Raw genomic sequence first — 22,774 nt, 5'->3', positions numbered from 1 at the left:
GCGTACGGCAGACACGGTCCAAGGAGTACGGCCCACCATGCCCAGCTGGCGCAGCACACTCACCCAGGCCGGGATATCCGACCCCCGGCTGCGGGCCGACCACACCCACGCCGCCCGCCGGGTGCTGCGCCGCGAACCGGCCCCGTACCTCACGCTGCGCCTGCTCGCCGCACCACCCCTGGTGCCCTGGCTCTCGGCGGGCCTGGCCTTCATGAACCTGGTCGACGACGTGGCCGAGACCGGCACCCCGAGCGCGCGGGCCGCCGGACTCGCCGCGCTGGCCGGCCGCGTCGAGTCGGCCATGGCGACCGGCGACAGCCCCGACCCGCTGCTGCGGGCCTACGCACACGCCGTCCGCAGCAGGGGCCTGCCAGGTCACTGGATCACCCGCTTCCTCGACGGCGCGGCCACCGCCGAGGCCGGCTTCGACGGCTTCGCCGCCGAGGAGGACTTCCAGGCCTACCTCGACGCCTACGCCTGGCCCGGGATCATGGTCTTCACCGGACTCCAGTACCAGGGCGGACCCGACACCGCCCAGGCCGCCGGCTGGCGCGCGTTCGTGGACGCCGCCCAGCGGGTCGACTTCCTCGCCGACCTGGCGGGCGACCTCGCCGAGGGGCGGCTCTGCATCCCGCGCTCCCGCCTCGCCGGGCACTCCGTCACCCGCGCCGACCTCGAACAGGCCCGCGACACCCCGGCGGTACGCGCCCTCCTCGCCGCCGAGTGCGCCCGGGCGCGCACCGCCCTGGCCGCGGCCGAGGGCGTCCTCGACCTCACCGAGCCGGGCCTGCGCCCGGTGGTCGCCGCCATGACGGAGCTGATGGGACACCAGCTGGCAGCGGTGGAGAAGGCCGGCCCCGGCGCCCTGCGCAAGGACGTCGGCTACGGACTGACCGCCCCCGTGGGCACCCTGGTCCGCGCGCTCCGGCGCCGGTGACATTCGTACTGCCGAGGAACCTGTCGGCGGCCATCGGGAAGACCGGCACCCGCAACCGCATGGAGGCCGTCCGCGCGGCCCGCCGCCAGGGCTGGCTCTGACGGCCCGCCCGGGGTCCGCTAGTACGGGCCGTTGACGTTGTCGATCGAGCCGTAGCGGGCGGCGGCGTAGTTGCAGGCCGCCGTGATGTTCGCGACCGGGTCGTACGAGTCCAGGGACGTGCCGGGCACGTGGTAGGCGCGGAAGGTCGGGTCGATGACCTGGAGCAGGCCCTTGGAGGGGATGCCGTTCTGGGCGTTGATGTCCCAGTTGTTGATGGCCAGGGGGTTGCCCGAGGACTCCCGCATCACATTGCGGTGGATTCCGTTGTAGCTGCCCGGAATTCCGTGCTTGGCCATGACGTCCAGCGACTGCCGGATCCAGCCGTCGAGGTTGTTCGCGTAGGCGGGGGCGGCCGGTTTGGCGGCGGGCTTCGCCGCTGCCGCCCGCGCCGCCGCGCCGATGCTCAGCTTCAGGCCGGGGCGGATCACCGAGGGGTCGGAGCCGATGGCGCCCCGGTTGGCCTCGTAGAGCGCCTGCCAGCCGCCGCTCACGGAATGCTGGGAGGCGATCTTCGAAAGGGTGTCGCCGCCGATCACCGAATAGGTCAGGGCTGCCGCGGCCTTTTCCACGGACGCCTTTTCCGCGGCCGACTTCTCCACCGCCGGCTTCTCGGCGGTGGCCTTCTCCACGGCCGCCTTGACGAGCGACGCCGGGGCCGGCTGCGTGCCGGCCGCCCCGGCCGTGGTGGCGCTGATCAGGGGGAGGGCGAGGGCCGCTCCACCCGTGCCGGCGACCGCCAGCTTCCGGGCGATCCAGTGCTGCTTCGGCCGACGGTGCTTTCCCTGTCGGGGCATGGCGCTGTTCCTCACGTGGGGGTACGGGAGAGCCCCGGCGGCAGCCGGATTCGGCAGTCGGCCGCGGGGAGTGAGGTGACCGTAGGCGAGCGCGCGGCGCGGGAACAAGACACGAATTCCACCGCTAGATCGACTTCTCGGGCGCTGTCCGGTAAATGACCATGAAATGGGGATCACGAAAAGGCCGATTTCCTTTCCAGGGAAAGGGAAGCGGCCGTTCCGGTTGAATTGATGTTGTTCGGGTTCGCGTGACTCACATCACGGGTCCGGCGTGTTTGGAGCCGCCTCGCGCAATACGGTCAATTGGCGGCCTGATGCTGCCGATTCGGGCGACCTACGCGAGGGGCGGCGAATGATGGTGAAACGGGCATTCCGGCCATCCGGGTGCCCGCTCCGGGATCCTCAGAGGGAGGCCAGCGCCTCCAGGGTGGCGTCCACGGCCCGCCCGGACGCGGGCAGCAGGGGCAGGCGTACGTCCGGGGTGGGGATCCGGCCCTGCGCGTGCAGCACACCCTTGACCACCACCGGGTTCGGCTCCGCGAAGGCCGCCGCCGAGACCCGCGCCAGCCCGTGCCCCAGCCCCCGGGCGCGCCCGGCATCGCCGGCCCGCCAGGCCGCCGCGAGCTCCACGAACCGCTCCGTGGCCAGATGGGCCGAGGCGAGCACCGCGCCCGAGGCGCCGAGCGCCAGCATCGGGGACGCGTACGCGTCGTCCCCGGCCAGGACCGAGAACCCGTCCGGCAGTCGGCCCAGCAGCGCCACCGTCTCCGCGTCGATCCCGCCCGCCGCGTACTTCACCCCGGCCACCCCGGCCAGCGAGCCCAGCGCCCGCAGCGCGTCCGCGTCCAGCGGCTGCCCCGTCCGGTACGGGATGTGATAGACGATCAGCGGCAGCGGGCTCACCTCCGCCAGCCGTGTGAAATGCGCCAGCACGCCCGCCGCCGAGGGCCGTACGAACGACGGTACGGTCACCAGCGCCGCCCGGGCCTCGGGCCACCTCACCAGCCGGGCCAGCGCCGCCTCGCTCGCCCGGGTCCCGCTCGCCCCGGCCCCCACCGTGAGCGGCACGCCCCGCTCCCCGCAGACCCGGGCGCAGATCCCGGTGACCAGGTCGCGTTCCGCCCCGTCGAGCGCGGCGGTCTCCCCGGTCGTGCCGAGGGCCACGATCCCGGCGGCCCCCGCGTCGAGCACCTCGTGGGCGAGGGCCTCCAGCGCCTCGGCGGCGACCTCCCCGCCGCGCGTGAAGGGGGTGACGAGCGGGACGTGGATCCCTTCGAAGGCGAGACGGGTGTTATCAGAGATTTGTCCGGCCTGTGCCGTTTCCTGTCGCATACAGAAGAGCTTCGCCCGGACCGAGCGCCGAATCCAGTTCGCATTCCTTATCCGATCCGTAAGCTGAGCCGATGCTCGACGTCCGCCGCCTGCGCCTCCTGCGGGAACTCGCCCGCCGGGGCACCATCGCCGCCGTGGCCGAGGCCCTGGCCTTCAGCCCCTCCGCCGTCTCCCAGCAGCTCGCCGTCCTCGAACGCGAGGCCGGCCTGCCCCTGCTGGAACGCACCGGCCGCCGCGTCCGGCTCACCCCGGCCGCCCAGAACCTCGTACGCCACGCCGAGGCCGTCCTCGAACGGCTGGAGCAGGCCGACGCCGACCTCGCGGAGGCCCGCAGCGGCCTCGCCGGCGTCCTGCGCGTCGGCTCCTTCCCCACCGCGACCCGGGCCATCGTCCCGGCGGCCCTGGGCCACCTGGCCCGGCGCCACCCGGGGCTGGAACCGAGGGTCCGCGAGACCGATCCGGCGGCGGTCGCGCACGCGCTGCGGGCCGGGGACCTGGACGTGGCCCTGGTCCACGAGTACGACTTCGTCCCCGCGCCGCCGGAGCCCGGGCTGGCCACCCGGCCGCTGTACGGGGAGGCGATGTACCTGGCCGCCCCGGCCGTCCCGCACCCGGCCCCCGCCACCGCCACCGCCGGCCCGGCCGCGGTCACCGGCCCCGACCAGGGCGCGGTCCTGCGCACCCACCAGGACGAGCCGTGGATCACCGCCACCCCCGGCACCCTCTGCCACGCCATGACCGTACGGGCCTGCCAGGCGGCCGGGTTCACTCCCCGGATCCGCCACCAGGTCGACGAGTTCGACACCGTCCTCGCGCTGGTCGCGGCCGGGCAGGGAGTGGCCGTCGTCCCCCAGCTGGGAGTGACCGGCCCCCCGGACCCCGCCGTCGCCCTCACCCGCCTGCACATGGAACGCCGCACCAAGGTCGCCTTCCGCAGCGGCGCCGCCGCCCACCCCGCCGTGGCCGCCTTCGCCGCGGCGCTGCGCGCGTCCGTACCGCCGGATCTGGCCGGAACCGGAGGCGGCGGGTGACGCGAAGGCCCGCACAACTCCCTTGGGGAGCCCCGCCCGTGTACGTTCGATGATCCAGACCGATCCGACCGATCCGAACAGAACGGGGTACGACGTGACACATCGCGTACGAGGGGTCATCGCGCGCAGCAAGGGCGCACCGGTGGAGACGACCACGATCCTCGTGCCCGACCCGGGGCCCGGCGAAGCCCTCGTCAAGGTCCAGGCCTGCGGGGTCTGTCATACCGACCTGCACTACCGCGAGGGCGGCATCAACGACGAGTTCCCCTTCCTCCTCGGCCACGAGGCCGCCGGCGTCGTCGAGTCCGTCGGCCCCGACGTCACCTCCGTCGCCCCCGGCGACTTCGTGGTCCTCAACTGGCGCGCGGTGTGCGGCACCTGCCGGGCCTGCAAGCGCGGCCGGCCCTGGTACTGCTTCAACACCCACAACGCCACCCAGCCCATGACCCTGGAGGACGGCACCCCGCTCTCCCCGGCCCTGGGCATCGGTGCCTTCGCCGAGAAGACGCTCGTCGCCGCCGGACAGTGCACCAAGGTGGACCCCGCCGCCTCCCCGGCCGCCGCCGGACTGCTCGGCTGCGGCGTGATGGCCGGCCTCGGCGCGGCCCTGAACACCGGCAACGTCGGGCGCGGCGACTCGGTCGCGGTCATCGGCTGCGGGGGAGTCGGCAACGCGGCCGTCGCCGGCGCCCGGCTGGCCGGCGCCTCGCGGATCATCGCCGTCGACCTGGACGAGCGGAAGCTGGAGTGGGCGCGCGGCCTCGGCGCCACCCACACCGTCAACGGGCGCACGGAGGACGTGGTCAAGGCGATCCAGGAGCTGACCGGCGGGAACGGCGCGGACGTGGTCATCGAGGCCGTCGGCCGCCCCGAGACCTACCGGCAGGCGTTCTACGCCCGCGACCTGGCCGGCACCGTGGTCCTGGTCGGCGTACCGACGCCCGAGATGCAGCTCGAACTCCCGCTCCTGGACGTCTTCGGGCGCGGCGGCGCGCTCAAGTCCTCCTGGTACGGGGACTGCCTGCCCGAGCGTGACTTCCCGCTGCTGGTCGACCTCTACCTCCAGGGCCGGCTCGACCTCGACGCCTTCGTCTCCGAGACCATCCCGCTCGACGGGGTAGAGGAGGCCTTCGCCCGCATGGAGCGCGGCGAGGTGCTCCGCTCGGTGGTCGGCTTCTGAGCCGCCGACCCGGGGCCGGGCCGGCGGCGAAGGCCGGCCCGGCCCCGGGGGCCTAAACTCGGCCGGGACGTCAGCCCCGGTCCCGGGCCCCGCCGCGATCCGGCGAAGGCGCGGGGGAGGGGATCCGCACCCAGACCCCAGGGGCCGTCCGTGACCCTCCCGCGCAGCTACCGCCAGCCCGGTGTCGTCCTGACCGACCACCGCTTCACCGTGCCGCTCGACCACGACCGCCCCGACGGGGAGCGCATCGAGCTGTACGCCCGCGAGGTGGTCGGACACGACAAGGATCCCGAGCGGCTGCCCTGGCTGCTGTACCTGGAGGGCGGTCCCGGCTTCGGGGCGCGGCGCTTCACCGGACGCCAGGCCTGGCTGGAACGGGCCCTCGCCGACTACCGGGTGCTCCTCCTGGACCAGCGCGGCACCGGCCGCTCCACCCCCGTCAACCGGCAGACCCTGCCCGCGCGCGGCACCCCGGCCGAGCAGGCCGCGTACCTCGCCCACTTCCGCGCCGACTCCATCGTCCGCGACGCCGAGGCCATCCGCCCCGCCCTGACCGCAGGCGCCCCCTGGACCGTGCTCGGCCAGAGCTTCGGCGGGTTCTGCACCACCCACTACCTCTCCACCGCGCCCGAGGGACTGTCCGCCGCCCTGATCACCGGCGGACTGCCTTCTCTCGACGCCACCGCGACCGAGGTGTACGAGGCCGCGTACCCCCGCATCGAGCGCAAGAACCTCGCCCACTACGCCCGCTACCCCATGGACGTCGAACGCGCCCGCCGCATCGCCGCCCACCTCGCCGAGCGCCCCGCCGAACTCCCCGGCGGCTACCGGCTCACCGTCGAGGCCTTCCAGTCCCTCGGCCTGGTCCTCGGCGCCGGAGACGGCAGCCACCAGCTGCACTACCTCCTGGAAGACGCCTTCGTCACCACCCCGGCGGGTCCCGTCCTCTCGGACGCCTTCCTGCACGCCGCCCACACCCGCCTCTCGTTCGCGGGCCACCCCCTCTACGCCCTGCTCCACGAGTCGATCTACGCCCAGGACCCGGCGGCCCCCACCGCCTGGGCAGCCGAACGGGTCCGCGCCGCACACCCCCGCTTCGACGCCGCGAAGGCCCTCGCGGGCGACGACCCGGTGCTCTTCACCGGCGAGACCATCCACCCCTGGCACTTCACCAGCGACCCGGCCCTCGCCCCCCTCCGCGAGACCGCCGGCCACCTGGCGTCCCGCACGGGGTGGGCGCCCCTGTACGACCCGGCCCGGCTCGCCGCCAACGAGGTCCCGGTGGCGGCCGCGGTCTACCACGACGACATGTACGTGGACACCGCCCACTCCCTGGCCACGGCCCGGGCCATCCGCGGCCTGCGGACGTGGGTGACGGACGAGTTCGAACACGACGGCGTCCGCGCGGGCGGCCCCCGCGTCCTGGACCGGCTGCTGTCCCTGGTCCGCGACGAGGTCTAGGAGAGCGGAACGCGGCGACGCGACGGCCTTCCCCGTCCAGGCCCGGCAGGGGAGCGTCGCCTATTGTGCGGCGTATGACCGAACAAGCTGAGCAGCAGCCGCCCTTGCAGCCGATGCCCGCCGACTGGCGGCGCGCCCTCGCGGTCGTCGCGCACCCCGACGACCTGGAGTACGGCTGCGCCGCCGCCATCGCCGAATGGACGGACGGCGGCCGCGAGGTCGCCTACCTCCTCGCCACGCGCGGCGAGGCGGGCATCGACGGGGTCGCCCCGGACGAGTGCGGTCCGCTGCGCGAGGCCGAGCAGCGTGCGAGCGCGGCGGTCGTCGGGGTCTCCACGGTGGAGTTCCTCGACCACCGCGACGGGGTCGTCGAGTACGGCCTCGGCCTGCGCCGGGACATCGCGGCGGCCATCCGGCGGCACCGCCCCGAGCTGGTGATCACGCTGAACCACCGTGACACCTGGGGCGGGGCGGGCGGCGGCGGGTACTGGAACACTCCCGACCACAAGGCCGTCGGCCGGGCCGTGCTCGACGCCGCAGCCGACGCCGGCAACCGGTGGATCTTCCCCGAACTCGTCTCCGAGCAGGGCCTGGAGCCGTGGGACGGGGTGCGCTGGGTCGCGGTGGCGAACACCTCCACGCCCACCCACGCCGTCGACGCCGGCCCCGGCCTGGAGCGCGCGATCCGGTCCCTGCTGGAACACAAGGCGTACATCTCCGCGCTGACCGACCAGGATCCCGAGGAGTACGTACGCAACTTCCTCACCGGCAACGTCGAGCAGACGGCGGCCCGCTTCGGCGGCCGTCCGGCGGTGCCGTTCGAGGTCTTCCCCCGCTGACCGGACCCCCCTAAGCTGACGTTCCGTCAGTTGACTTCGGGGGTGCGGTACAAGGTGATCGACACGGTCGGCAGGGAGGTGGGCGAGGGCGCGGAGCGCATCCGGCTGGACGTCGAGGACGGCTTGGCGCTCCTCACCCTCTGCCGCCCGGACAAGCTCAACGGCTGGAGCTGGGAGTCCACCCGCCAGCTGGGCCTGCTCGCCGACCGGATCCGCTTCGACCCGGAGGTGCGCGCGGTCCTGCTGCGCGCGCAGGGCCGGGCCTTCTGCGCGGGCATCGACGTGACCGCCCCCGGCGGCGCCATCACGGGTGGCTCGGCCGCCGAACGGACCCGCAACTACTACGAGGGCATCCGCTGGGTCCACGAGCGCTTCTCGGTCCTCGCCCGCCTGCCGCAGCCGGTCGTCGCCGCAGTCCAGGGCTACTGCCTGGGCTTCGGCTTCGAACTGGCCCTGATGGCCGACATCCGGGTCGCCGCCGCCGACGCCGTTTTCGCCCTGCCCGAGGCCCGGCTGGGTGTGGCGGTGGACGCCGGCGGCGACCTGCGCATCGCCCGGGAGGCCGGCGCGGGCTGGGCCAAGTTGCTCGCCCTGACCGGCCGCAGGATCGACGCGGCCACCGCCGAGCGCCTGGGCCTGGTCCAGATGGTCGTCCCCCGGGCCGGCCTGGACGCCGAGGCCCGCGCCCTGACCGCCGAGATCGCGGCGAACGCCCCGCTCGCCGTCCAGGGCATCAAGCGCTCGATCGACACCTACGCCGACGCCGCCCTGCCCGCCGCCCTGGACCGGGTCGCCATGACGGCGGCCCTCACCCTCACCTCGGAGGACGCGGCGGAGGGCTACGGAGCCAAGGCCGCCCGCCGGCCCCCTCATTTCAGAGGAGCGTGACCACCGGCCGCACCGAGAAGGCGTCCCACGCGTCCTCCCCCTCCGGCCCGTACGCGAACTCCGCCGCGCCCGGGTTGCACTGCGCCGTCGCCAGCGGCAGCCACCCGAGCAGCCGCCCGTACCCGCCGCAGACGGCTTCGCCGCCGTCCCCGCCGTGCACGGCCGCCCGGCCGTCGCTGAGCTCCGCGGTGTAGCTGTCGTAGGCGATGCGCAGTCCGAAGGCGTTCGGCTCGTCGCGGATCCCGCCCTTCCCGTACGCCTCCTCGGTCAACGGGCAGCCGTCGCCCCACCGGAACAGGGTGCGGGCTCCCGCCCCGCAGGCGTGCTCCCACTCGTCGGCGCTCGGCATCCGCAGCCCCCGCCCGGCCAGTTCGGCCGGGGTATCGGCGGGCAGCTCCGTCAGCTTCTCGTCCTCCACCGCCATCAGCACGGCGGCCAGCTCCGCGGTCCGGACCGGGCTGAGCTGCCCGGCGAGATGGGTCCGCAGGTCCGGTGCGAAGGCGAAGCCCTCGCTCAGGCTCTCCGCGTAGTCCGCCTCCTGCTCCGGCGTGGGCCGCCAGGCCGCGGTGTCGAAGCCGAGGCGCACACGGCCGCCGGGTATGAGCGCGAACTCCCGGCCCTCGCGCTCGATCAGCGCCCGGTGCACGGTCCCGCCCAGGTGCGGGACCGTCTCGAAGCGGCGCAGCCGCCCGCCCGTGCGGGCCGCGGCCTCCTGCGCGAGGCGGCGTGCGGCGGTGGGGGCGAGCGAACGCCACTGGTCGAAGGCCAGTCCGGCGAGGCTCATTCCCCGGCCTCCTGCACGGGGCCGTCGACGCGCTCCCAGTACGCGGCCGCCGGCTGCTGCGCACGGCGGGGTACGCGCAGGACCGGCAGCAGCTCGCGCCGGGACGTGCCCGGGGTCGGGCGGAGCCCGAAGTGGCGGGCGACCACCGCCACCAGGCCCGGGTCCCGGCCCTGGACGCGGCCGTCCGCGCGGAGCAGGCCGGCGGCGGCCAGCTCCGGGTCCAGAAGTCCAGGCTCGGTCCCGCCGCGCGCCAGCGGTCCCTCGGGGTCGTACGGGGCGCCCGGGGGAGCCGTCAGCGACCAGACGACCCGGCCCTCCGGGTCGGCGTACCGGAACTGGACGGGCTCGGCCGGCGACTCCCGCCACAGCGAGACCCCCGGGAACGGGGCCACGCCCGGCGCCACCCGGTCGGTGTGTGCCTCCAGCGCGAAGCTCCATCCGTCCTCGGCGACCCCGACGTGCAGCACGCCCAGGCGGGCCCGGTCCTCGTAGGCCGGGTGCCACCCCGACCCCACCGCGCTCAGCGGCGGCCGCAGGGACTCCGGATCCGCGCCGAGCCGCAGCGCCAGCCCGCGCGGGGTCGTGCCGCGCACGAACCCGATCCAGCGGGCGGACGCACCCGGTCCCGGCTCCAGCAGCGAACCCGGGTCCTGAGGTCCCGCCTGCGCGGGCCCCGGCGGCACCGCCGTCCCCGGGCGCGGGGTCGTCAGGATCCGGCCCGCCCGCTCCGCCGTGACCAGCGGCCGCAGGAAGGGGTCGGCCATCAGCTCGACCGGCAGCACGTGGCCGTCGCCGACCGGCCGCCACCGGGGCAGCGCCTCCTCGGCCAGCACCCGCCAGGCCTCCTCGGGGTCCCCCCACCGCGCGAGTTCCCGCGCCCGCTCCAGGGCCTCGTCCCGCCAGGCCCGGTGGACGCCCTCCCGGTAGCGCTGCCGGTAGCCGTCGAGTTCGGGGTCCTCGGGCGGGAACGGCCGCGAGTCCCCCTCGGCGATCACCGCGAGTACGGGCAGCACGGCGTGCCGGAGCAGCGGATCCCCCTGCGCCAGCTCGGACCGGGCGTCGGGCAGCATGTAGTGCTCCCCGCGCAGGGCCCGTATCTGGAACAGGTACACCGTCGCCGGCGCGTATCCGAACTGCCTCGCCTCCTCCAGTGCCCGCTCCGCCTCGGCGGCGCGCCCCGCCAGCAGGTCCCCGCGCGCCCGCTCCACCTGGGCGGCCACGGCCCGACGGGTCTCGCCGTCGGGCTTGCGCAGGGCGTGGAAGCTCTGGAACTCGGCGTACATCAGGTCGGCGAAGGACTCGTGCCGCTCCGGCCCTTCCCCGCTCCAGCTGGAGTACCGGTACGCGGCCCACTCGCCGTCGGCGTTGACGTCACCGGGGTCGAGCATCAGCCAGGTCTGGTCCCCCTCCAGGGAGATCTGGACCGCCCGGCCCCACCGAGCGGACTCGTACGGCTCCTCCTCCTCGTCCGCGTCCTCCTCCTCGCCGAAGTCCTCGTCCTCGTCTTCGTCCTCGGCGTCGAGGTCCTCCTGCTCCCACTCGCTGAGCATCTCGTACAGGTACTCCGACAGCTCCCGCAGCGGCCCCACCTCCGCCGCCGGGGCCAGCAGCTCCACGAACTCCCCGGCCCACCGCCAGCCGTCGGTGACCTCCAGGAAGGAGCGGTACGAAGGCGGCAGCGGGGCCCCCAGCCGGGCTTCGAGCGCGGCTATCCGCTCCGGCGGAGCGGGGTCGAAGCCCAGCCAGCCCAGGGGCGGCTCCGAGGGGGCCTCGGCGCGCATGGCCGTCTCCCGCTCGGCGCTCCAGGTACGCAGGAAGGGTTCCCAGTCGTCGATCTTCATGACCCCGATGGTGCCGCACGCCACTGACAGCGCCTCAGGAGCCCTTGCCGGACCGCGCGGCGCGCCCCGCTCACGGATGGAACGGCCCGCGCCCCAGCTGCTCGCGCAGCGGTACCACCTCCGGCTGGACCAGGGCCCGGCGCTGCCAGTTCGCCCCGTCGACCACCAGGGTGTGGCCGGTGACGAAGCGGGCGTAGGGCGAGGCCAGGAAGGTGGCGGCCCAGCCCAGTTCGCGCGGGGCGCCCACCCGCAGGGCCGGCTGGCGGGTGTCCTTGGAGTCCGGCGCGGCGCGCTCCAGACCGCCCCGGATGTCCTGGGTCATGTCGGCGTGCGGGAACAGCCCGGGTACCAGCCCGTTGACGCGGATGCCGTAGGGGCCCCACTCCACGGCGAGGGTCTCCACCAGGTTCTTCACCCCGGCCTTGGCGGCGGCGCTGTGGGCGAAGCCGGGGCCGCCGGTCCAGGCGTACGAGGCGCCGACGCTGACGATCGCCCCCGGGGTGCCGGCGGCGAGGTGGCGCCGGCCGAACTCGCGGGTCATGAACCAGGTTCCGGTCAGGGTGGTGTCGACCACCGCCCGCCAGGCGTTGGGCGACAGGTCCTCGGCGGGGCTGGGGAAGTTCGCCGCGGCGTTGTTGACCAGCACGTCCGGCGGCCCCAGCGCCGCCCCGGCGGCGTCGAAGACCTCCGAGACCCGCTCGGGGTCCCGGATGTCGCACACCGCGGCCGCCACCCGGCCCGCGCCGGGTACGGCCGCCAGCTCCTCGCGCGCCGCCTCCAGCTGTCCCGCGCGGCGCCCCGCGATCAGCAGGTCCGCGCCGAGCCGGGCGAACTCGGCGGCGATGGCCTTGCCCAGCCCGGTGCCGCCGCCGGTCACGAGGACCACCTGCCCCGCGTACGTGCCGGGGGGCAGGGCGGCGGCGCCGAGCGGAGGCGGCGCGGGCAGGCCGCGCCTGATCTCGTCCGTCATGGGGCATCGATAGCGCGCCGGCGCGCAGATCGCCATGCCCGTGACGGCGGCCGCTACTCCGGCAGGTACGCCTGCTTCGCCGCGCAGGTCCAGATCACCGGCTTCAGCGTGCCGCCCGCGTTGACGGCCGCGCCGCCGACCCGGCCGTCGTCGGAGACCGACGAGGCGGCGCTGGCCCGGTTCGCGGCGAGCCGGGGCAGGGCGAGTACCGGCCCGGTGCCCGTCCACAGCTGCGCCTGGTCGGGCAGGGTCTGCTCGTCCGGGTGGAACTTGGCGGTGCCGACGCTGACGTTGCCGGTCGGGCTGATCGCCTCGAAGGTGCCGTACGGGTGGGTCTTCAGCGCCCCGGGGGCGCCGACGGGCCCGGAGTACGGCGGGGTCCAGGTCACCGGCCGGAACTGATAGCCCATGCCGTACCAGTCGTAGCCGACGACGCGGCCGCTCTCGTCGATGTCCTGTACCCAGCTGTCGTTCGCGGTGCGGGTCAGGGCCTTGGCCGGTCCGCCGTCGGCGGGCCAGAGGACGGGGTAGGTGCCCTCCAGGCGGGCGCCGGTCTCGGGGACCTCGTAGTCCTCGCGCGCCATGCCGAGGACGTCGCCCTTGTTGTTGATGCCGGTGACCAGGCCGACCCGGGTACCGGGTGCGGCGTCCGCCGGCACGGCCAGGTCGCGGACCTTCAGACCGTCCTTCCACACGGTGCCCTGGCCCGACCGGGTGCGCGAGACGACGTAGCCGGCGTCGTTGACGTCGGCGTCGTCGGACAGCCAGTCGCTCCCCGGCAGACGGGTGACGGCGGCGTCGCCGGCCCGGTACGTGAAGAGGTACCCCTCGGCGCCGTGGACGGTGCCCACCATCAGCCCGTCCTTGTTCACGGCGACCACCGCGCCCGAGAGGCCGGCCTCCGGCACCGGGACCCTGTGGAGCCGGGTGCCGGTCCAGTAGACGGGCTTGCCGCCGGAGAGGCCGACGGACAGGTTGCCCGTGCCGAGGGCGAGGACCCCCTCGGTCTGCTCGTTGCCCACGTTGTAGCCGCCGGACCCGATGGAGCCCAGGACCTGGATCCGGGGCGTGCAGGACGGGGAGGCCGCGGCGGGTCCGGCGGCGGTGACGATTCCGGCCAGGACGAGGGCGGCGGCGGCCGCCGATCCGGCCCGGCGCGTGCGCGTGCTGTTCATCGTTCGGTTCCCCCCGTGGTGTGTGCGCGTGGCGCAGACGCGCGCCCGGACCGGTCGGCTCCGGGCTCGCGGTATCCCCTGGTGCGTCATATGCCCTGTGCAAGCGGCCTGTTGATGTTATCTCCAGGTACTGGCGTTCACTCTTCGTTCCTTCGTCCGATTTCCGGAGAGGGTGGGCGGCCCCCGGGCGGGGCGGGAACCCGCCCGGCGGTGATGGCGTGGACGAGGGTTCCCAAGGGGGCAAGCGACCGCTTAGTATGCCGCCGAGCGTGGTCCCTCGACGGCGGCTGGAGGCCCCGGATGCAGGCATGGCGAGTACACACGACCGGCGAACCCCGCGAGGCCATGCGCCTCGAAGAGGTCCCCGAACCGGTGCCCGGCGAGGGCGAGGTGAAACTCCGGGTGCTCGCGGCGAACGTCAACTTCCCCGACGCGCTCCTCGTCCGCGGCCAGTACCAGATCCGCCCGCCCCTGCCCTTCACCCCGGGCGTCGAGATCTGCGGCCTGACCGAGGACGGCCGGCGCGTCATCGCCAACCCGAGCCTGCCCCACGGCGGATTCGCCGAGTACGTCACCGCCCCCGCCCGCGCCCTGCTCCCCGCCCCCGGCACCCTGGACGACGCCGAGGCCGCCGCCCTGCACATCGGCTACCAGACCGGCTGGTTCGGCCTGCACCGCAGGGCCCGCCTCCAGCGCGGCGAGACCCTGCTCGTGCACGCCGCCGCCGGCGGGGTCGGCAGCGCCGCCGTCCAGCTCGGCAAGGCCGCCGGAGCCACCGTCATCGGGGTCGTCGGCGGCAAGGCCAAGGCCCGCACCGCCGAGGAACTCGGCTGCGACCTCGTCGTCGACCGCACCACCGAGGACGTCGTCACCCGCGTCAAGGAGTTCACCGGCGGACACGGCGCCGACGTCGTCTACGACCCCGTCGGAGGCGACGCCTACACCGCCTCCGCCAAGTGCGTCGCCTTCGAGGGCCGCATCGTCGTCGTCGGCTTCGCCAGCGGCACGGTCCCCGCCCCCGCCCTCAACCACGCCCTGGTCAAGAACTACGCCGTACTCGGCCTGCACTGGGGCCTGTACGCCGCCAAGGACCCCGCTGCCGTCCTCGCCTGCCACACCGAACTCACCCGCCTCGCCGCCGACGGCGCGGTCAAACCCCTCGTCAGCGAACGCGTCGCGCTCGACGGGGCCGCGGACGCCGTCCAGCGCCTCGCCGACGGCACCACCACCGGCCGGCTGGTCGTCGTACCGGCCCAGGACCCGGGAGCCGCCCGATGACCGCCGACGCCGAGGACCTCCTCGCCCGCACCCGCGCCCTCCTCGCCGCCCACCCGCCCGCCTCCACCGCCCCCGCCGACTTCCTGCGCGCCCGCTTCGACGCCGGACTCGCCTGGGTCCACTACCCCGAGGGACTCGGCGGACTGGGTGCCCCCCGCACCCTCCAGGCCGTCGTGGACGCCGAACTGGAGGCCGCCGGAGCCCCCGGCAACGACCCCCGCCGGATCGGCATCGGCCTCGGCATGGCCGCGCCCACGATCCTCGCCTACGGCACCGAGGAGCAGAAGGCCCGCTTCCTGCGCCCCCTCTGGCTGGGGGAGGAGGTCTGGTGCCAGCTCTTCAGCGAACCCGGAGCCGGCTCCGACCTCGCCGCCCTCGGCACCCGCGCCGTCCTCGACGAAGCGGCCGGCGAATGGGTGGTCGACGGCCAGAAGGTGTGGACCTCCAGCGCCCACACCGCCCGCTGGGCCATCCTCCTCGCCCGCACCGACCCCGGCCTCCCCAAGCACCAGGGCATCACCTACTTCCTGTGCGACATGCACGCCCCCGGCGTCGAGGTCCGCCCGCTGCGCCAGATCACCGGCGAGGCCGAGTTCAACGAGGTCTTCCTCACCGGCGTCCGCATCCCCGACACCCACCGCCTCGGCGCCGTCGGCCAGGGCTGGGCCGTCGCCCGCACCACCCTGATGAACGAACGCGTCTCCATCGGCGGCATGAGGATCCCGCGCGAGGGCGGCATGATCGCCCCCGTCGCCGCCGCCTGGCGCGAACGCCCCGCCCTGCGCACCCACGCCCTGCACCAGCGGCTGCTGGAACTGTGGGTGGACTCCGAGGTGGCCCGCCTCACCGGCGAACGGCTGCGCCAGCAGCTCGCCGCCGGCCAGCCCGGCCCCGAGGGCAGCGGCATGAAGCTCACCTTCGCCCGCCTCAACCAGGAGATCAGCGGCCTGGAGGTGGAACTCCTCGGCGAGGAGGGCCTCCTGTACGAGGACTGGACCATGCGCCGCCCCGAGATCGTCGACTTCACCGGCCGCGACGCCGGCTACCGCTACCTGCGCGCCAAGGGCAACAGCATCGAGGGCGGCACCAGCGAGATCCTCCTCAACATCGTCGCCGAACGCGTCCTCGGCCTGCCCGCCGAACCGCGCGACGACAAGGACACCGCCTGGAAGGACCTCTCCCGATGACGACGCAGTCCACACCGGCGCCGCAGCCCGGCCCGGCGGCCCCCAGCGCCCCCTACGACCTGCTCTACTCGCAGACCGAGGAGGAACTGCGCGCCGCCGTACGCGCCCTGCTCGCCGACCGCTGCGCCCCCGCCGGCGTCCTCGCCCGGGCCGAGACCGGCCACCCCCACGACCCCGAGCTGTGGCGCACCCTAGCCGCCGGGATCGGCGCCGCCGGACTGCTCGTCCCCGAGAAGCTCGGCGGAGCGGGCGCGAGCCACCGCGAGGCCGCCGTCGTCCTGGAGGAGCTGGGCCGGGCCGTCGCACCCGTGCCGTACCTGACGGCCTCCGTCCTCGCGACGGAGATCCTGCTCGCCGTCGCCTGCGACAACGCCGAAGCCGCCGCCCTGGTCGGCGAGGCCGCGTCCGGCCGACTGGTCTGCGTCCCCGCCCTCCCCCTCACCCTGGCCCCCGGCGCACCCCTGCCGGCGCCGGTCCACGACAGCGGCGCCGGGGTGCTCAGCGGCACCGTCACCTCGGTCGCGGACGCGGTGGCCGCCGACGTCCTGCTGGTCCTGGCCGACACCGGGCTGTACGCCGTCCCCGCGGACCGCGCCGCCCTGACCCCCCGGGTCCCCCTGGACCTGACCCGGCCGCTCGCCGACGTCACCCTCGACGGCGCCGCCGCCACCCGCCTCGCGGACCCCGCCAGCGCGCGGGCGGCCGTCGCCGGAGCCCTGCTGTCCGGCGCCGGACTGCTGGCCTCGGAACAGCTCGGGCTCGCCGAGTGGTGCCTGACCGAGACCGTCGCGCACGTACGGGGCCGCCACCAGTTCAACCGCCCCGTCGGCTCCTTCCAGGCCCTCAAGCACCGCCTCGCGCGGCTGTGGCTGGACGTGGCCTCCGCCCGGGCGGCCGCCCGCGCCGCCGCCGACGCCCTGGCCACCGGCGCCCCGGACGCCCCGCTCACGGTCGCCGTCGCCCAGGCGTACTGCTCCGGGGTCGCCGTCCGCGCGGCCGAGGAGTGCGTCCAGCTCCACGGCGGCATCGGCATGACCTGGGAGCATCCCGCCCACCTCTACCTCAAGCGCGCCAAGGCCGACTCCCTCGCCCTGGGCACCGTCGGCCACCACCGCGGCCTGGTGGCCGACTTCGCGGAACTCCCGGCGCCCTGACCCGACGGGGCGGGGGTGTGGCCCTGACCGGCGGTGCCCCGCCCCCGCCCCGCCGCCGGCCGGTTCCCATGCTCACCGCATGACGGCAACGATCACCCGGCTCACCGCCACCGCCCTCGCCGCCCACCGCCGCGAACTCGCCTCCCTGCTCGTCGGCATCGTCGGCGGCGGGGCCTCCCTCGGCTTCCTCGCCGGCCTGGACCACGAGGGCGCCGCCGCCTGGTGGGACGGCCTGCTGCCCGCCGTCGAGGAGGGATCCCTCGCGCTCTGGGCCGCCCGCGGCGCCGACGGCCGCCTGGAGGGCACCGTCGGCTGGTACCGGGAGTCCAAGCCCAACGGCCGCCACCGCGCCGAGCTGCGCAAGCTCATGGGCCACCCCGCCGCCCGGGGCCGCGGCACCGCCCGTGCGCTGCTGGCCGAGGCCGAACGGGAAGCCGCCCTCGCCGGGATCGTCCTGCTCTTCCTCGACACCGAGACCGGCAGCGGCGCCGAGCACGTCTACCGCTCCGCCGGCTGGACCGAGGCGGGCGCCATCCCCGACTACGCCACCGACCCGGCCGGAGTACTGCGCCCCACCACCCTCTTCTACGAGCACCCGAAGCACCCCGAGCACCCCGAGCACCCCGAGCGGACCAGGTGACAGGTGACCTCCCACGGCCGCTCCTCGTTGGACCGGTGGACACCGACCGCCGAGCGAGGGAGACCGTATGTACGCAGCACCCGCCGCACCACTGACCCGCCGCGCGGTCCTGCGTACGGCCTTCGGCGCGGCCGTGGCGGGCGGCGTGGCCGCGGCCCTGGCGCCCGTACTGCGCGCCCGGGGCCCCCGCCAGACCCTCACCCCGGCCCCGCTCGCCGAGGAGACGTACCGCGGCCGCCACATCAGCGTGGACCTGGCCTCCGCGCAGGTCCGCATCGACGGCCGGCCCCTGCACGTCATGCGCCGTGCCGACGGGAGCTACCTCAGCGGGGTCAACCACTTCGAGTCCTACGAGACCCCGCTGGAACTCGCCCGCGCCGCCGTCGACGAACTCGGCACCAGCCAACTGGCCTTCGCGGCACCGCACCACGGCTGACGGACGGGAACGGGAGGAGCACCGCCTTGTACACCCGGCAGAACCAGAAGAACCTGACCAGCGCCCAGAAGAAGCGGTTCACGGCCGCCCTGCTGGAACTCAAGCGCAACGGCACCTACGACGAGTTCGTCCGCACCCACGGCACCTACTTCGTCCCCGACCGGGAGCGGAGGCTGCGCGTCGGGCACATGTCCCCCTCGTTCTTCCCCTGGCACCGGCGCTACCTGCTGGAATTCGAGCAGCGGCTGAGGGCCGTCGACCCGCAGGTCTCCATCCCGTACTGGGACTGGACCACCGACAACAGCCCCGCCTCCTCCCTCTGGGCCGAGGACTTCCTCGGCGGCACCGGCCGGGAGGGCGACCGCCAGGTGACCACGGGCCCCTTCGCCTACGAGCGGGGCAACTGGACGGTCACCGTCGGCGTCAGCGAGGCCCGCTTCCTCACCCGCAACCTCGGCCGGCCGGCCAACCCGATCACGCTGCCGACCGCCGCCGAACTCCAGTGGGCCCTCGACGACCCCGTCTACGATTCCGCGCCCTGGGACTCCACCGCCCGCGACGGCGGCTTCCGCAACAAGCTGGAGGGCTGGGCCGCGCCCAGGAGCGAGCGCTGGCGCAACCACAACAAGGTCCACCAGTGGATCGGCGGCCACATGACCGGCGGCACCGCCCCCAACGACCCGGCCTTCTGGCTGCACCACGCCTTCGTGGACCTGCTCTGGGACCGCTGGCAGCAGCGCCACCCCGGCTCCGGCTACCTGCCGGCGGCCCCCCTGGAGCTGGGCGACCTCCAGCGCGGCCGGGTCATCTCCCTGGACGAGCCGATGCCCCCGTGGGACGTGACCCCGCGCGAGACGCTGGGGCACCGGGGCGTCTACCGCTACGAGTGACCGGCGGCCCCCGAGCAGCACAGGGGGCCGCCACCCCGCCGACGCGCGGAGCCGCACGGAAGCCGCACGCGGACACGGAAAGGGCCCCCGCCGTACGAGTACGGCGGGGGCCCTTCAGCCGGTCAGGCGGGCGAGATGATCACTCGCCGTAGCTGCCGCCCTCGGTGTGGTGCTTGTCGCCGCCACCGGAGGCGTTGACGCAGGTGTTGCCGAAGGCCGGGTTCAGCAGGGCGATCACGTTCACGGTGTTGCCGCAGACGTTGACCGGGATGTGGACCGGGACCTGCACCACGTTGCCCGACCCGACACCGGGGGAGCCGACCGCCGCACCGTGCGCTCCGGCATCGGCGACAGCCAGACCCGCACCGGCGGCCACGGCGGTGCCCGCCACAGCGGTGATGGCGAATGCCTTCGCGATACGCGACATCAAGATCTCCTCATGAGATGTGGGGCGCCGCATCGCTGCGGCTTGTGACATGGCGTACAACGCGTCGGAAGCCGAGTGGTCACGGCCCGTTCGGCTACCGGGTGACACGAAAACGGACAGAGCCGGAGTACGTCCGTACCCGAGTGACCGTTTCCCGGCCGCACAAGCGACACTCCCGGCCCGGCGCGATCCGTTCCGCGCGACCCGATCGTGCCTTGTCAGGCCCTGGACGCCTGTGCGACGGTGCCCCGGAGGACACCCCGGTGAGGAGAGCACGGATGAGCGCAGCGGACGGCGGACGGCCGCGGGCCGGTACCGGAGCGGGCGTCGTGGAGGGCCGCTGGGAGAGTGACGGGACCGCCGTCTTCCGGGGGATCCCCTACGCGGCCGCGCCCGTCGGCTCCCGCCGGTTCGACGCCCCGCGGCCCCCGGCCGCCTGGGACGGCGTACGCGACGCCGGGGCGTTCGGGCCCACCGCGCCCAAGGTGCCCTACCCGCCGGCCTTCGCCGCCCTGCTGCCCGATCCGAAGGTCCCCGGCGCGAACTGCCTGAACCTGAACGTATGGACCCCGGACCCGGCTCCCGGGGCCGGCCTGCCCGTCATGGTGTGGCTGCACGGCGGCGCCCACACCCGCGGCTCCTCGGCCGTCCCCGTCTACGACGGCTCGGCGTTCGCCCGCGACGGGATCGTGCTCGTCTCGGTCAACTTCCGGCTCGGCGTCCTCGGCTACGGGCTCTTCCCCGACGCGCCCGCCAACCGGGGTCTGCTCGACCAGATCGCCGCCCTCGAATGGGTGCGGGACAACATCGCGGCCTTCGGCGGCGACCCCGCCCGGGTCACCGTCTTCGGCGAGTCCGCCGGCGCCATCAGCGTCGGCGCCCTGCTCGGCGCACCCCGGGCCCAGGGCCTCTTCGCCCGGGCCGTCCTGCAGAGCGGCGCCCCCGAGGCGCTGCCGCGCGACGGGGTGCGGACCATGGTGCGGCGGATGGCCTCGCTGCTCAACGTGCCCGCCACCGCGCGGGCCTTCGCGGGGGTGGGCCTGCCCGCGCTGCTCGCCGCCCAGGCGGCGGTGCTGCGGCGCTCCTCCCCGGTGCTCGGCGGTCCCGCCTTCGGGCTGGTCACCGACCCGGACTCGCTGCCCGCCGACCCGCTGGAGGCGGCCACCGCCTCGAAGGTGCCGCTGCTGCTGGGCTGGACCGCCGAGGAGCACCGGCTGTGGCTCGCGCCGACCGGCGGCACGCGGCTGCTGGACCGGCTCGGGCCGGCGGCCGTGGCGCTGGGCCGGCTGCGCAGCGGCAAGGACCGGGCGGCCGTACGGGCGCTGCGCGCCGCGCTGCCCGGGGCCTCCCCGGCCGACCTCGCCGGGCACCTGATCACCGACCGGCTGCTGCGCGACCCGCTGCGCAGGATCGCCGGGGCCCCGCGCCCGGCCCCGAGCCACCTCTACGAGTTCCGCTGGCCCAGCGGCGTACCGGGCCTGGGCGCCTGCCACGCCCTGGAACTGGGGTTCGTCTTCGACACCCTGGGGGTGCCGGAGTCCACGTGGCTGGCCGGGCCGGACGCCCCGCAGGCGCTGGCCGACGAGATGCACGGGGCCTGGGTCCGCTTCGCCGCGACCGGGGATCCCGGCTGGGCGCCCTGGGACGGCGACGGCCCGCCGAAGTTCTTCGACGGGCCGGAGCCGGAGGCAGTGCGGGGCGCGGAGGCTGTTACTCCACTGGTCCTTCCATGACCTTGCTGATGAACTCCATCGGTCCCAGGCCCATGTTCGGCACGTAGGTCTTGGCGTTGTGCTGGCCGCCGGGGATCACCCTCAGGCTGGTGTGGATGGGGCCCTTGGTGTACGTCTGGACGAACTTCTGCACGTCCGGCAGCGTCTTCTTGTTGCTCTCGTTGTCGCCGACCTGGAAGGCCAGGTAGACGTCCGGGCCCTTCTTGTCGATGAGCTGCTTGGCGAGGATCTCCGGGTTGTTCTCGGCCTTCTCCTTGTCGTAGCCCTTCCACAGGGAGGAGTCCGGGACGATGTCCGGGCCGGAGGCGATCACGGCCTTGAACTTGTCCGGGTGCTTCAGCACGGCCTTCAGGCCGGCGAAGCCGCCGGTGGAGGAGCCCATGAAGGCCCAGCCGTCACGGGACTTGATGGTGCGGAAGTTCTCCCGCATCAGGTCCGGGACGTCCTCGGTCAGCCAGGTGCCCATCTTGGGCTGGCCGGGGATGTCGGAGCCGTCCCAGTAGACGCCCTTGTCGTCCGGTCCCGGGTTGAGCACCGGCATGGCGAGGATGAAGGGCTTGCCCTTGCCCTCGTGGTACCACTTGCTGATGCTGGTCTGGAGGCCCAGGTCGGTGCCCATCCAGTAGTTGTTCGGGTAGCCGGCGCCGCCCGGCAGGGCGATCATGACCGGGAAGCCGCTCTTGGCGAACTGCGGGTCGTTGTACTCCTTGGGCGCCCACACCCAGACCTTGCCCGAGAAGCCGGACTTCTTGCCGGTGACGGTGGCCACGCCGATCTGCGTGCCGTCGCTCAGGGTCGAGGTGTTCTTGAAGTCGGTCTTCGGGCCGGTGGGCATCGACATCTTGGAGTTCGGCGCCTGCTTGGCCGCGCCGTTCTTGTCGCCGGCGGGCCCGCCGAAGGAGACGTCCTTGCCCTTGTCTGTGAAGGGGGGTATCTCGAAGTAGGCCATCGTGCCCGCCGCGATGCCGCCGAGGGCCAGGACCGCGACGCCCGCGATGATCCAGCGCTTCACCTTGGACTTGCGGCGCGGCTCCTCACCGTAGGGCGGCTCGGAGTAGCCGTACTGCGGCTGCTCGTACGGGGGCTGCCCGGGACCCGGCTGGTACGCCTGGCCGGGGCGCTGCTGCTCGAAGCGGGGCGGCTCGTAGTCCGGACGCTCGTAGCGGGGCTGCGCCTGCGTGGGCTCGTCGAAGCCGCCGGGGCGGTACTGGTCCTGGCCCTGCGGGGGCCGGGGCGGCTGCGGCCGGCCCGGCGGCGGGCCGCCGTACGGGCCGGCTCCCTGCGGGGCGCGGCCGTGCGGCGGCTGGGGCCGGCCGCCCTGGGGCGCGTACTGCGGCGGGCCCTGCTGTCGGCCTTGCTGCCGGCCGGGCTGCTGCCCTTCCGGCCGGTACGGCGGCTGGTCCTGGCCGTCGGGTTCGTACGACATGTGCGGTGGCTCTCCGGCTGTTGCTGCCCCGTTTGGGGATGGTCTGCTTCCGTTCGAATGATGAACGAAAGGGCTGCTGGGTTCCTCATTTTTACTTCTCTTGGGATTCCGCGGAGAAGGTCATTACCCGTCACCCACGGTGCCCCCGGTGTTCCCTTCCCGTTATCCAAGCATCGCTGGCTCATGCGCATGCCGGTGGGTATGGTGCGTCCGCGCCGCCGCCCCCGATCCCCGCACCACCCCCACGTCCGGAGGTGTGTCCCCGTGTT

General features: G+C 74.5%; 21 protein-coding genes. 13 read left to right on the top strand and 8 right to left on the bottom strand.

The window, feature by feature from the left end; translation table 11 throughout:
- The first annotated feature begins 37 nt into the window (after positions 1 to 37).
- Positions 38 to 937, top strand: coding sequence for a squalene/phytoene synthase family protein (locus ACZ7IF_RS01720; protein ID WP_470961339.1), 900 nt, complete (start codon positions 38 to 40; stop codon positions 935 to 937).
- A 119-nt stretch (positions 938 to 1,056) separates the two neighbouring features.
- Here ACZ7IF_RS01720 and ACZ7IF_RS01715 read toward each other — a convergent pair whose 3' ends face one another.
- Positions 1,057 to 1,833 (bottom strand): transglycosylase SLT domain-containing protein, encoded by a 777-nt coding sequence (locus ACZ7IF_RS01715; RefSeq protein WP_470961337.1) that lies wholly within the window; start codon positions 1,831 to 1,833, stop codon positions 1,057 to 1,059.
- Positions 1,834 to 2,235: 402 nt separating this feature from the next.
- Positions 2,236 to 3,165 carry a dihydrodipicolinate synthase family protein gene (locus tag ACZ7IF_RS01710; protein ID WP_470961335.1) on the bottom strand — a complete coding sequence of 310 codons (930 nt, stop codon included), beginning with the start codon at positions 3,163 to 3,165 and terminating at the stop codon, positions 2,236 to 2,238.
- 71 nt (positions 3,166 to 3,236) lie between these two features.
- Between ACZ7IF_RS01710 and ACZ7IF_RS01705 the strand changes: the two genes are divergently transcribed.
- The 5 genes from ACZ7IF_RS01705 to ACZ7IF_RS01685 all read left to right on the top strand — a co-directional run bounded on the left by ACZ7IF_RS01705 (position 3,237) and on the right by ACZ7IF_RS01685 (position 8,564).
- Positions 3,237 to 4,196: a LysR family transcriptional regulator gene (locus ACZ7IF_RS01705; RefSeq protein ID WP_470961333.1), complete on the top strand. Its 960-nt coding sequence runs from the start codon at positions 3,237 to 3,239 to the stop codon at positions 4,194 to 4,196.
- Positions 4,197 to 4,290: 94 nt separating this feature from the next.
- Positions 4,291 to 5,376, top strand: coding sequence for an S-(hydroxymethyl)mycothiol dehydrogenase (locus tag ACZ7IF_RS01700; RefSeq protein ID WP_470961331.1), 1,086 nt, complete (start codon positions 4,291 to 4,293; stop codon positions 5,374 to 5,376).
- Positions 5,377 to 5,526: 150 nt separating this feature from the next.
- A complete protein-coding gene (locus tag ACZ7IF_RS01695) occupies positions 5,527 to 6,837 on the top strand; it encodes an alpha/beta fold hydrolase (RefSeq protein ID WP_470961329.1) in 1,311 nt (436 codons plus the stop codon).
- Positions 6,838 to 6,911: 74 nt separating this feature from the next.
- Positions 6,912 to 7,676 carry a PIG-L deacetylase family protein gene (locus ACZ7IF_RS01690; RefSeq protein WP_470961327.1) on the top strand — a complete coding sequence of 255 codons (765 nt, stop codon included), beginning with the start codon at positions 6,912 to 6,914 and terminating at the stop codon, positions 7,674 to 7,676.
- 42 nt (positions 7,677 to 7,718) lie between these two features.
- Entirely contained in the window at positions 7,719 to 8,564 is an 846-nt protein-coding gene (locus ACZ7IF_RS01685) for an enoyl-CoA hydratase/isomerase family protein (RefSeq protein ID WP_470961325.1), read from the top strand.
- On the opposite strand, the gene ACZ7IF_RS01680 is transcribed toward ACZ7IF_RS01685, so the two are convergent.
- From ACZ7IF_RS01680 to ACZ7IF_RS01665, 4 genes are all read right to left on the bottom strand, one after another.
- Positions 8,551 to 9,348 carry a hypothetical protein gene (locus tag ACZ7IF_RS01680; protein WP_470961323.1) on the bottom strand — a complete coding sequence of 266 codons (798 nt, stop codon included), beginning with the start codon at positions 9,346 to 9,348 and terminating at the stop codon, positions 8,551 to 8,553. The genes ACZ7IF_RS01685 and ACZ7IF_RS01680 overlap by 14 nt on opposite strands.
- Positions 9,345 to 11,189: an SMI1/KNR4 family protein gene (locus tag ACZ7IF_RS01675; RefSeq protein ID WP_470961321.1), complete on the bottom strand. Its 1,845-nt coding sequence runs from the start codon at positions 11,187 to 11,189 to the stop codon at positions 9,345 to 9,347. Before ACZ7IF_RS01675 ends, ACZ7IF_RS01680 begins: the two co-directional genes overlap by 4 nt.
- 70 nt (positions 11,190 to 11,259) lie before the next feature.
- Positions 11,260 to 12,159, bottom strand: a complete 900-nt coding sequence (locus ACZ7IF_RS01670; protein WP_470961319.1) for an SDR family oxidoreductase — start codon at positions 12,157 to 12,159, stop codon at positions 11,260 to 11,262.
- A 53-nt stretch (positions 12,160 to 12,212) separates the two neighbouring features.
- The gene (locus ACZ7IF_RS01665) at positions 12,213 to 13,334 is read right to left on the bottom strand and encodes a hypothetical protein (RefSeq protein ID WP_470961317.1); all 1,122 of its coding nucleotides are present in this window, start codon (positions 13,332 to 13,334) and stop codon (positions 12,213 to 12,215) included.
- 300 nt (positions 13,335 to 13,634) lie between these two features.
- Between ACZ7IF_RS01665 and ACZ7IF_RS01660 the strand changes: the two genes are divergently transcribed.
- The 6 genes from ACZ7IF_RS01660 (at position 13,635) to ACZ7IF_RS01635 (ending at position 18,919) form a co-directional block, all read left to right on the top strand.
- Complete coding sequence (locus ACZ7IF_RS01660) at positions 13,635 to 14,612, top strand: NADPH:quinone oxidoreductase family protein (protein WP_470961315.1); 978 nt, start codon at positions 13,635 to 13,637, stop codon at positions 14,610 to 14,612.
- On the top strand, positions 14,609 to 15,799 hold the full coding sequence (locus tag ACZ7IF_RS01655) for an acyl-CoA dehydrogenase family protein (RefSeq protein WP_470961313.1): 1,191 nt from the start codon (positions 14,609 to 14,611) through the stop codon (positions 15,797 to 15,799). The genes ACZ7IF_RS01660 and ACZ7IF_RS01655 overlap by 4 nt, the downstream gene beginning before the upstream one ends.
- Positions 15,796 to 16,953: an acyl-CoA dehydrogenase family protein gene (locus ACZ7IF_RS01650; protein WP_470961311.1), complete on the top strand. Its 1,158-nt coding sequence runs from the start codon at positions 15,796 to 15,798 to the stop codon at positions 16,951 to 16,953. Before ACZ7IF_RS01655 ends, ACZ7IF_RS01650 begins: the two co-directional genes overlap by 4 nt.
- Positions 16,954 to 17,032: 79 nt before the next feature.
- Positions 17,033 to 17,593, top strand: coding sequence for a GNAT family N-acetyltransferase (locus tag ACZ7IF_RS01645; protein ID WP_470961309.1), 561 nt, complete (start codon positions 17,033 to 17,035; stop codon positions 17,591 to 17,593).
- Positions 17,594 to 17,660: 67 nt separating this feature from the next.
- Positions 17,661 to 18,029 carry a tyrosinase family oxidase copper chaperone gene (locus tag ACZ7IF_RS01640; protein ID WP_470961307.1) on the top strand — a complete coding sequence of 123 codons (369 nt, stop codon included), beginning with the start codon at positions 17,661 to 17,663 and terminating at the stop codon, positions 18,027 to 18,029.
- Positions 18,030 to 18,055: 26 nt separating this feature from the next.
- Positions 18,056 to 18,919 (top strand): tyrosinase family protein, encoded by an 864-nt coding sequence (locus tag ACZ7IF_RS01635; RefSeq protein ID WP_470961305.1) that lies wholly within the window; start codon positions 18,056 to 18,058, stop codon positions 18,917 to 18,919.
- Between the two features lie 139 nt (positions 18,920 to 19,058).
- On the opposite strand, the gene ACZ7IF_RS01630 is transcribed toward ACZ7IF_RS01635, so the two are convergent.
- Positions 19,059 to 19,346 (bottom strand): chaplin, encoded by a 288-nt coding sequence (locus ACZ7IF_RS01630; protein WP_125603764.1) that lies wholly within the window; start codon positions 19,344 to 19,346, stop codon positions 19,059 to 19,061.
- A gap of 278 nt (positions 19,347 to 19,624) precedes the next feature.
- Between ACZ7IF_RS01630 and ACZ7IF_RS01625 the strand changes: the two genes are divergently transcribed.
- A complete protein-coding gene (locus tag ACZ7IF_RS01625) occupies positions 19,625 to 21,079 on the top strand; it encodes a carboxylesterase/lipase family protein (RefSeq protein WP_470961303.1) in 1,455 nt (484 codons plus the stop codon).
- Here ACZ7IF_RS01625 and ACZ7IF_RS01620 read toward each other — a convergent pair.
- Positions 21,057 to 22,505: an alpha/beta hydrolase gene (locus ACZ7IF_RS01620; RefSeq protein WP_470961301.1), complete on the bottom strand. Its 1,449-nt coding sequence runs from the start codon at positions 22,503 to 22,505 to the stop codon at positions 21,057 to 21,059. The genes ACZ7IF_RS01625 and ACZ7IF_RS01620 overlap by 23 nt on opposite strands.
- Positions 22,506 to 22,774 lie beyond the last annotated feature (269 nt).

Source organism: Streptomyces sp. NPDC037421 (assembly GCF_055602105.1).
The sequence above is the reverse complement of the archived record's forward strand: the minus strand, read 5'-3'. Positions and strand labels throughout refer to the sequence as shown.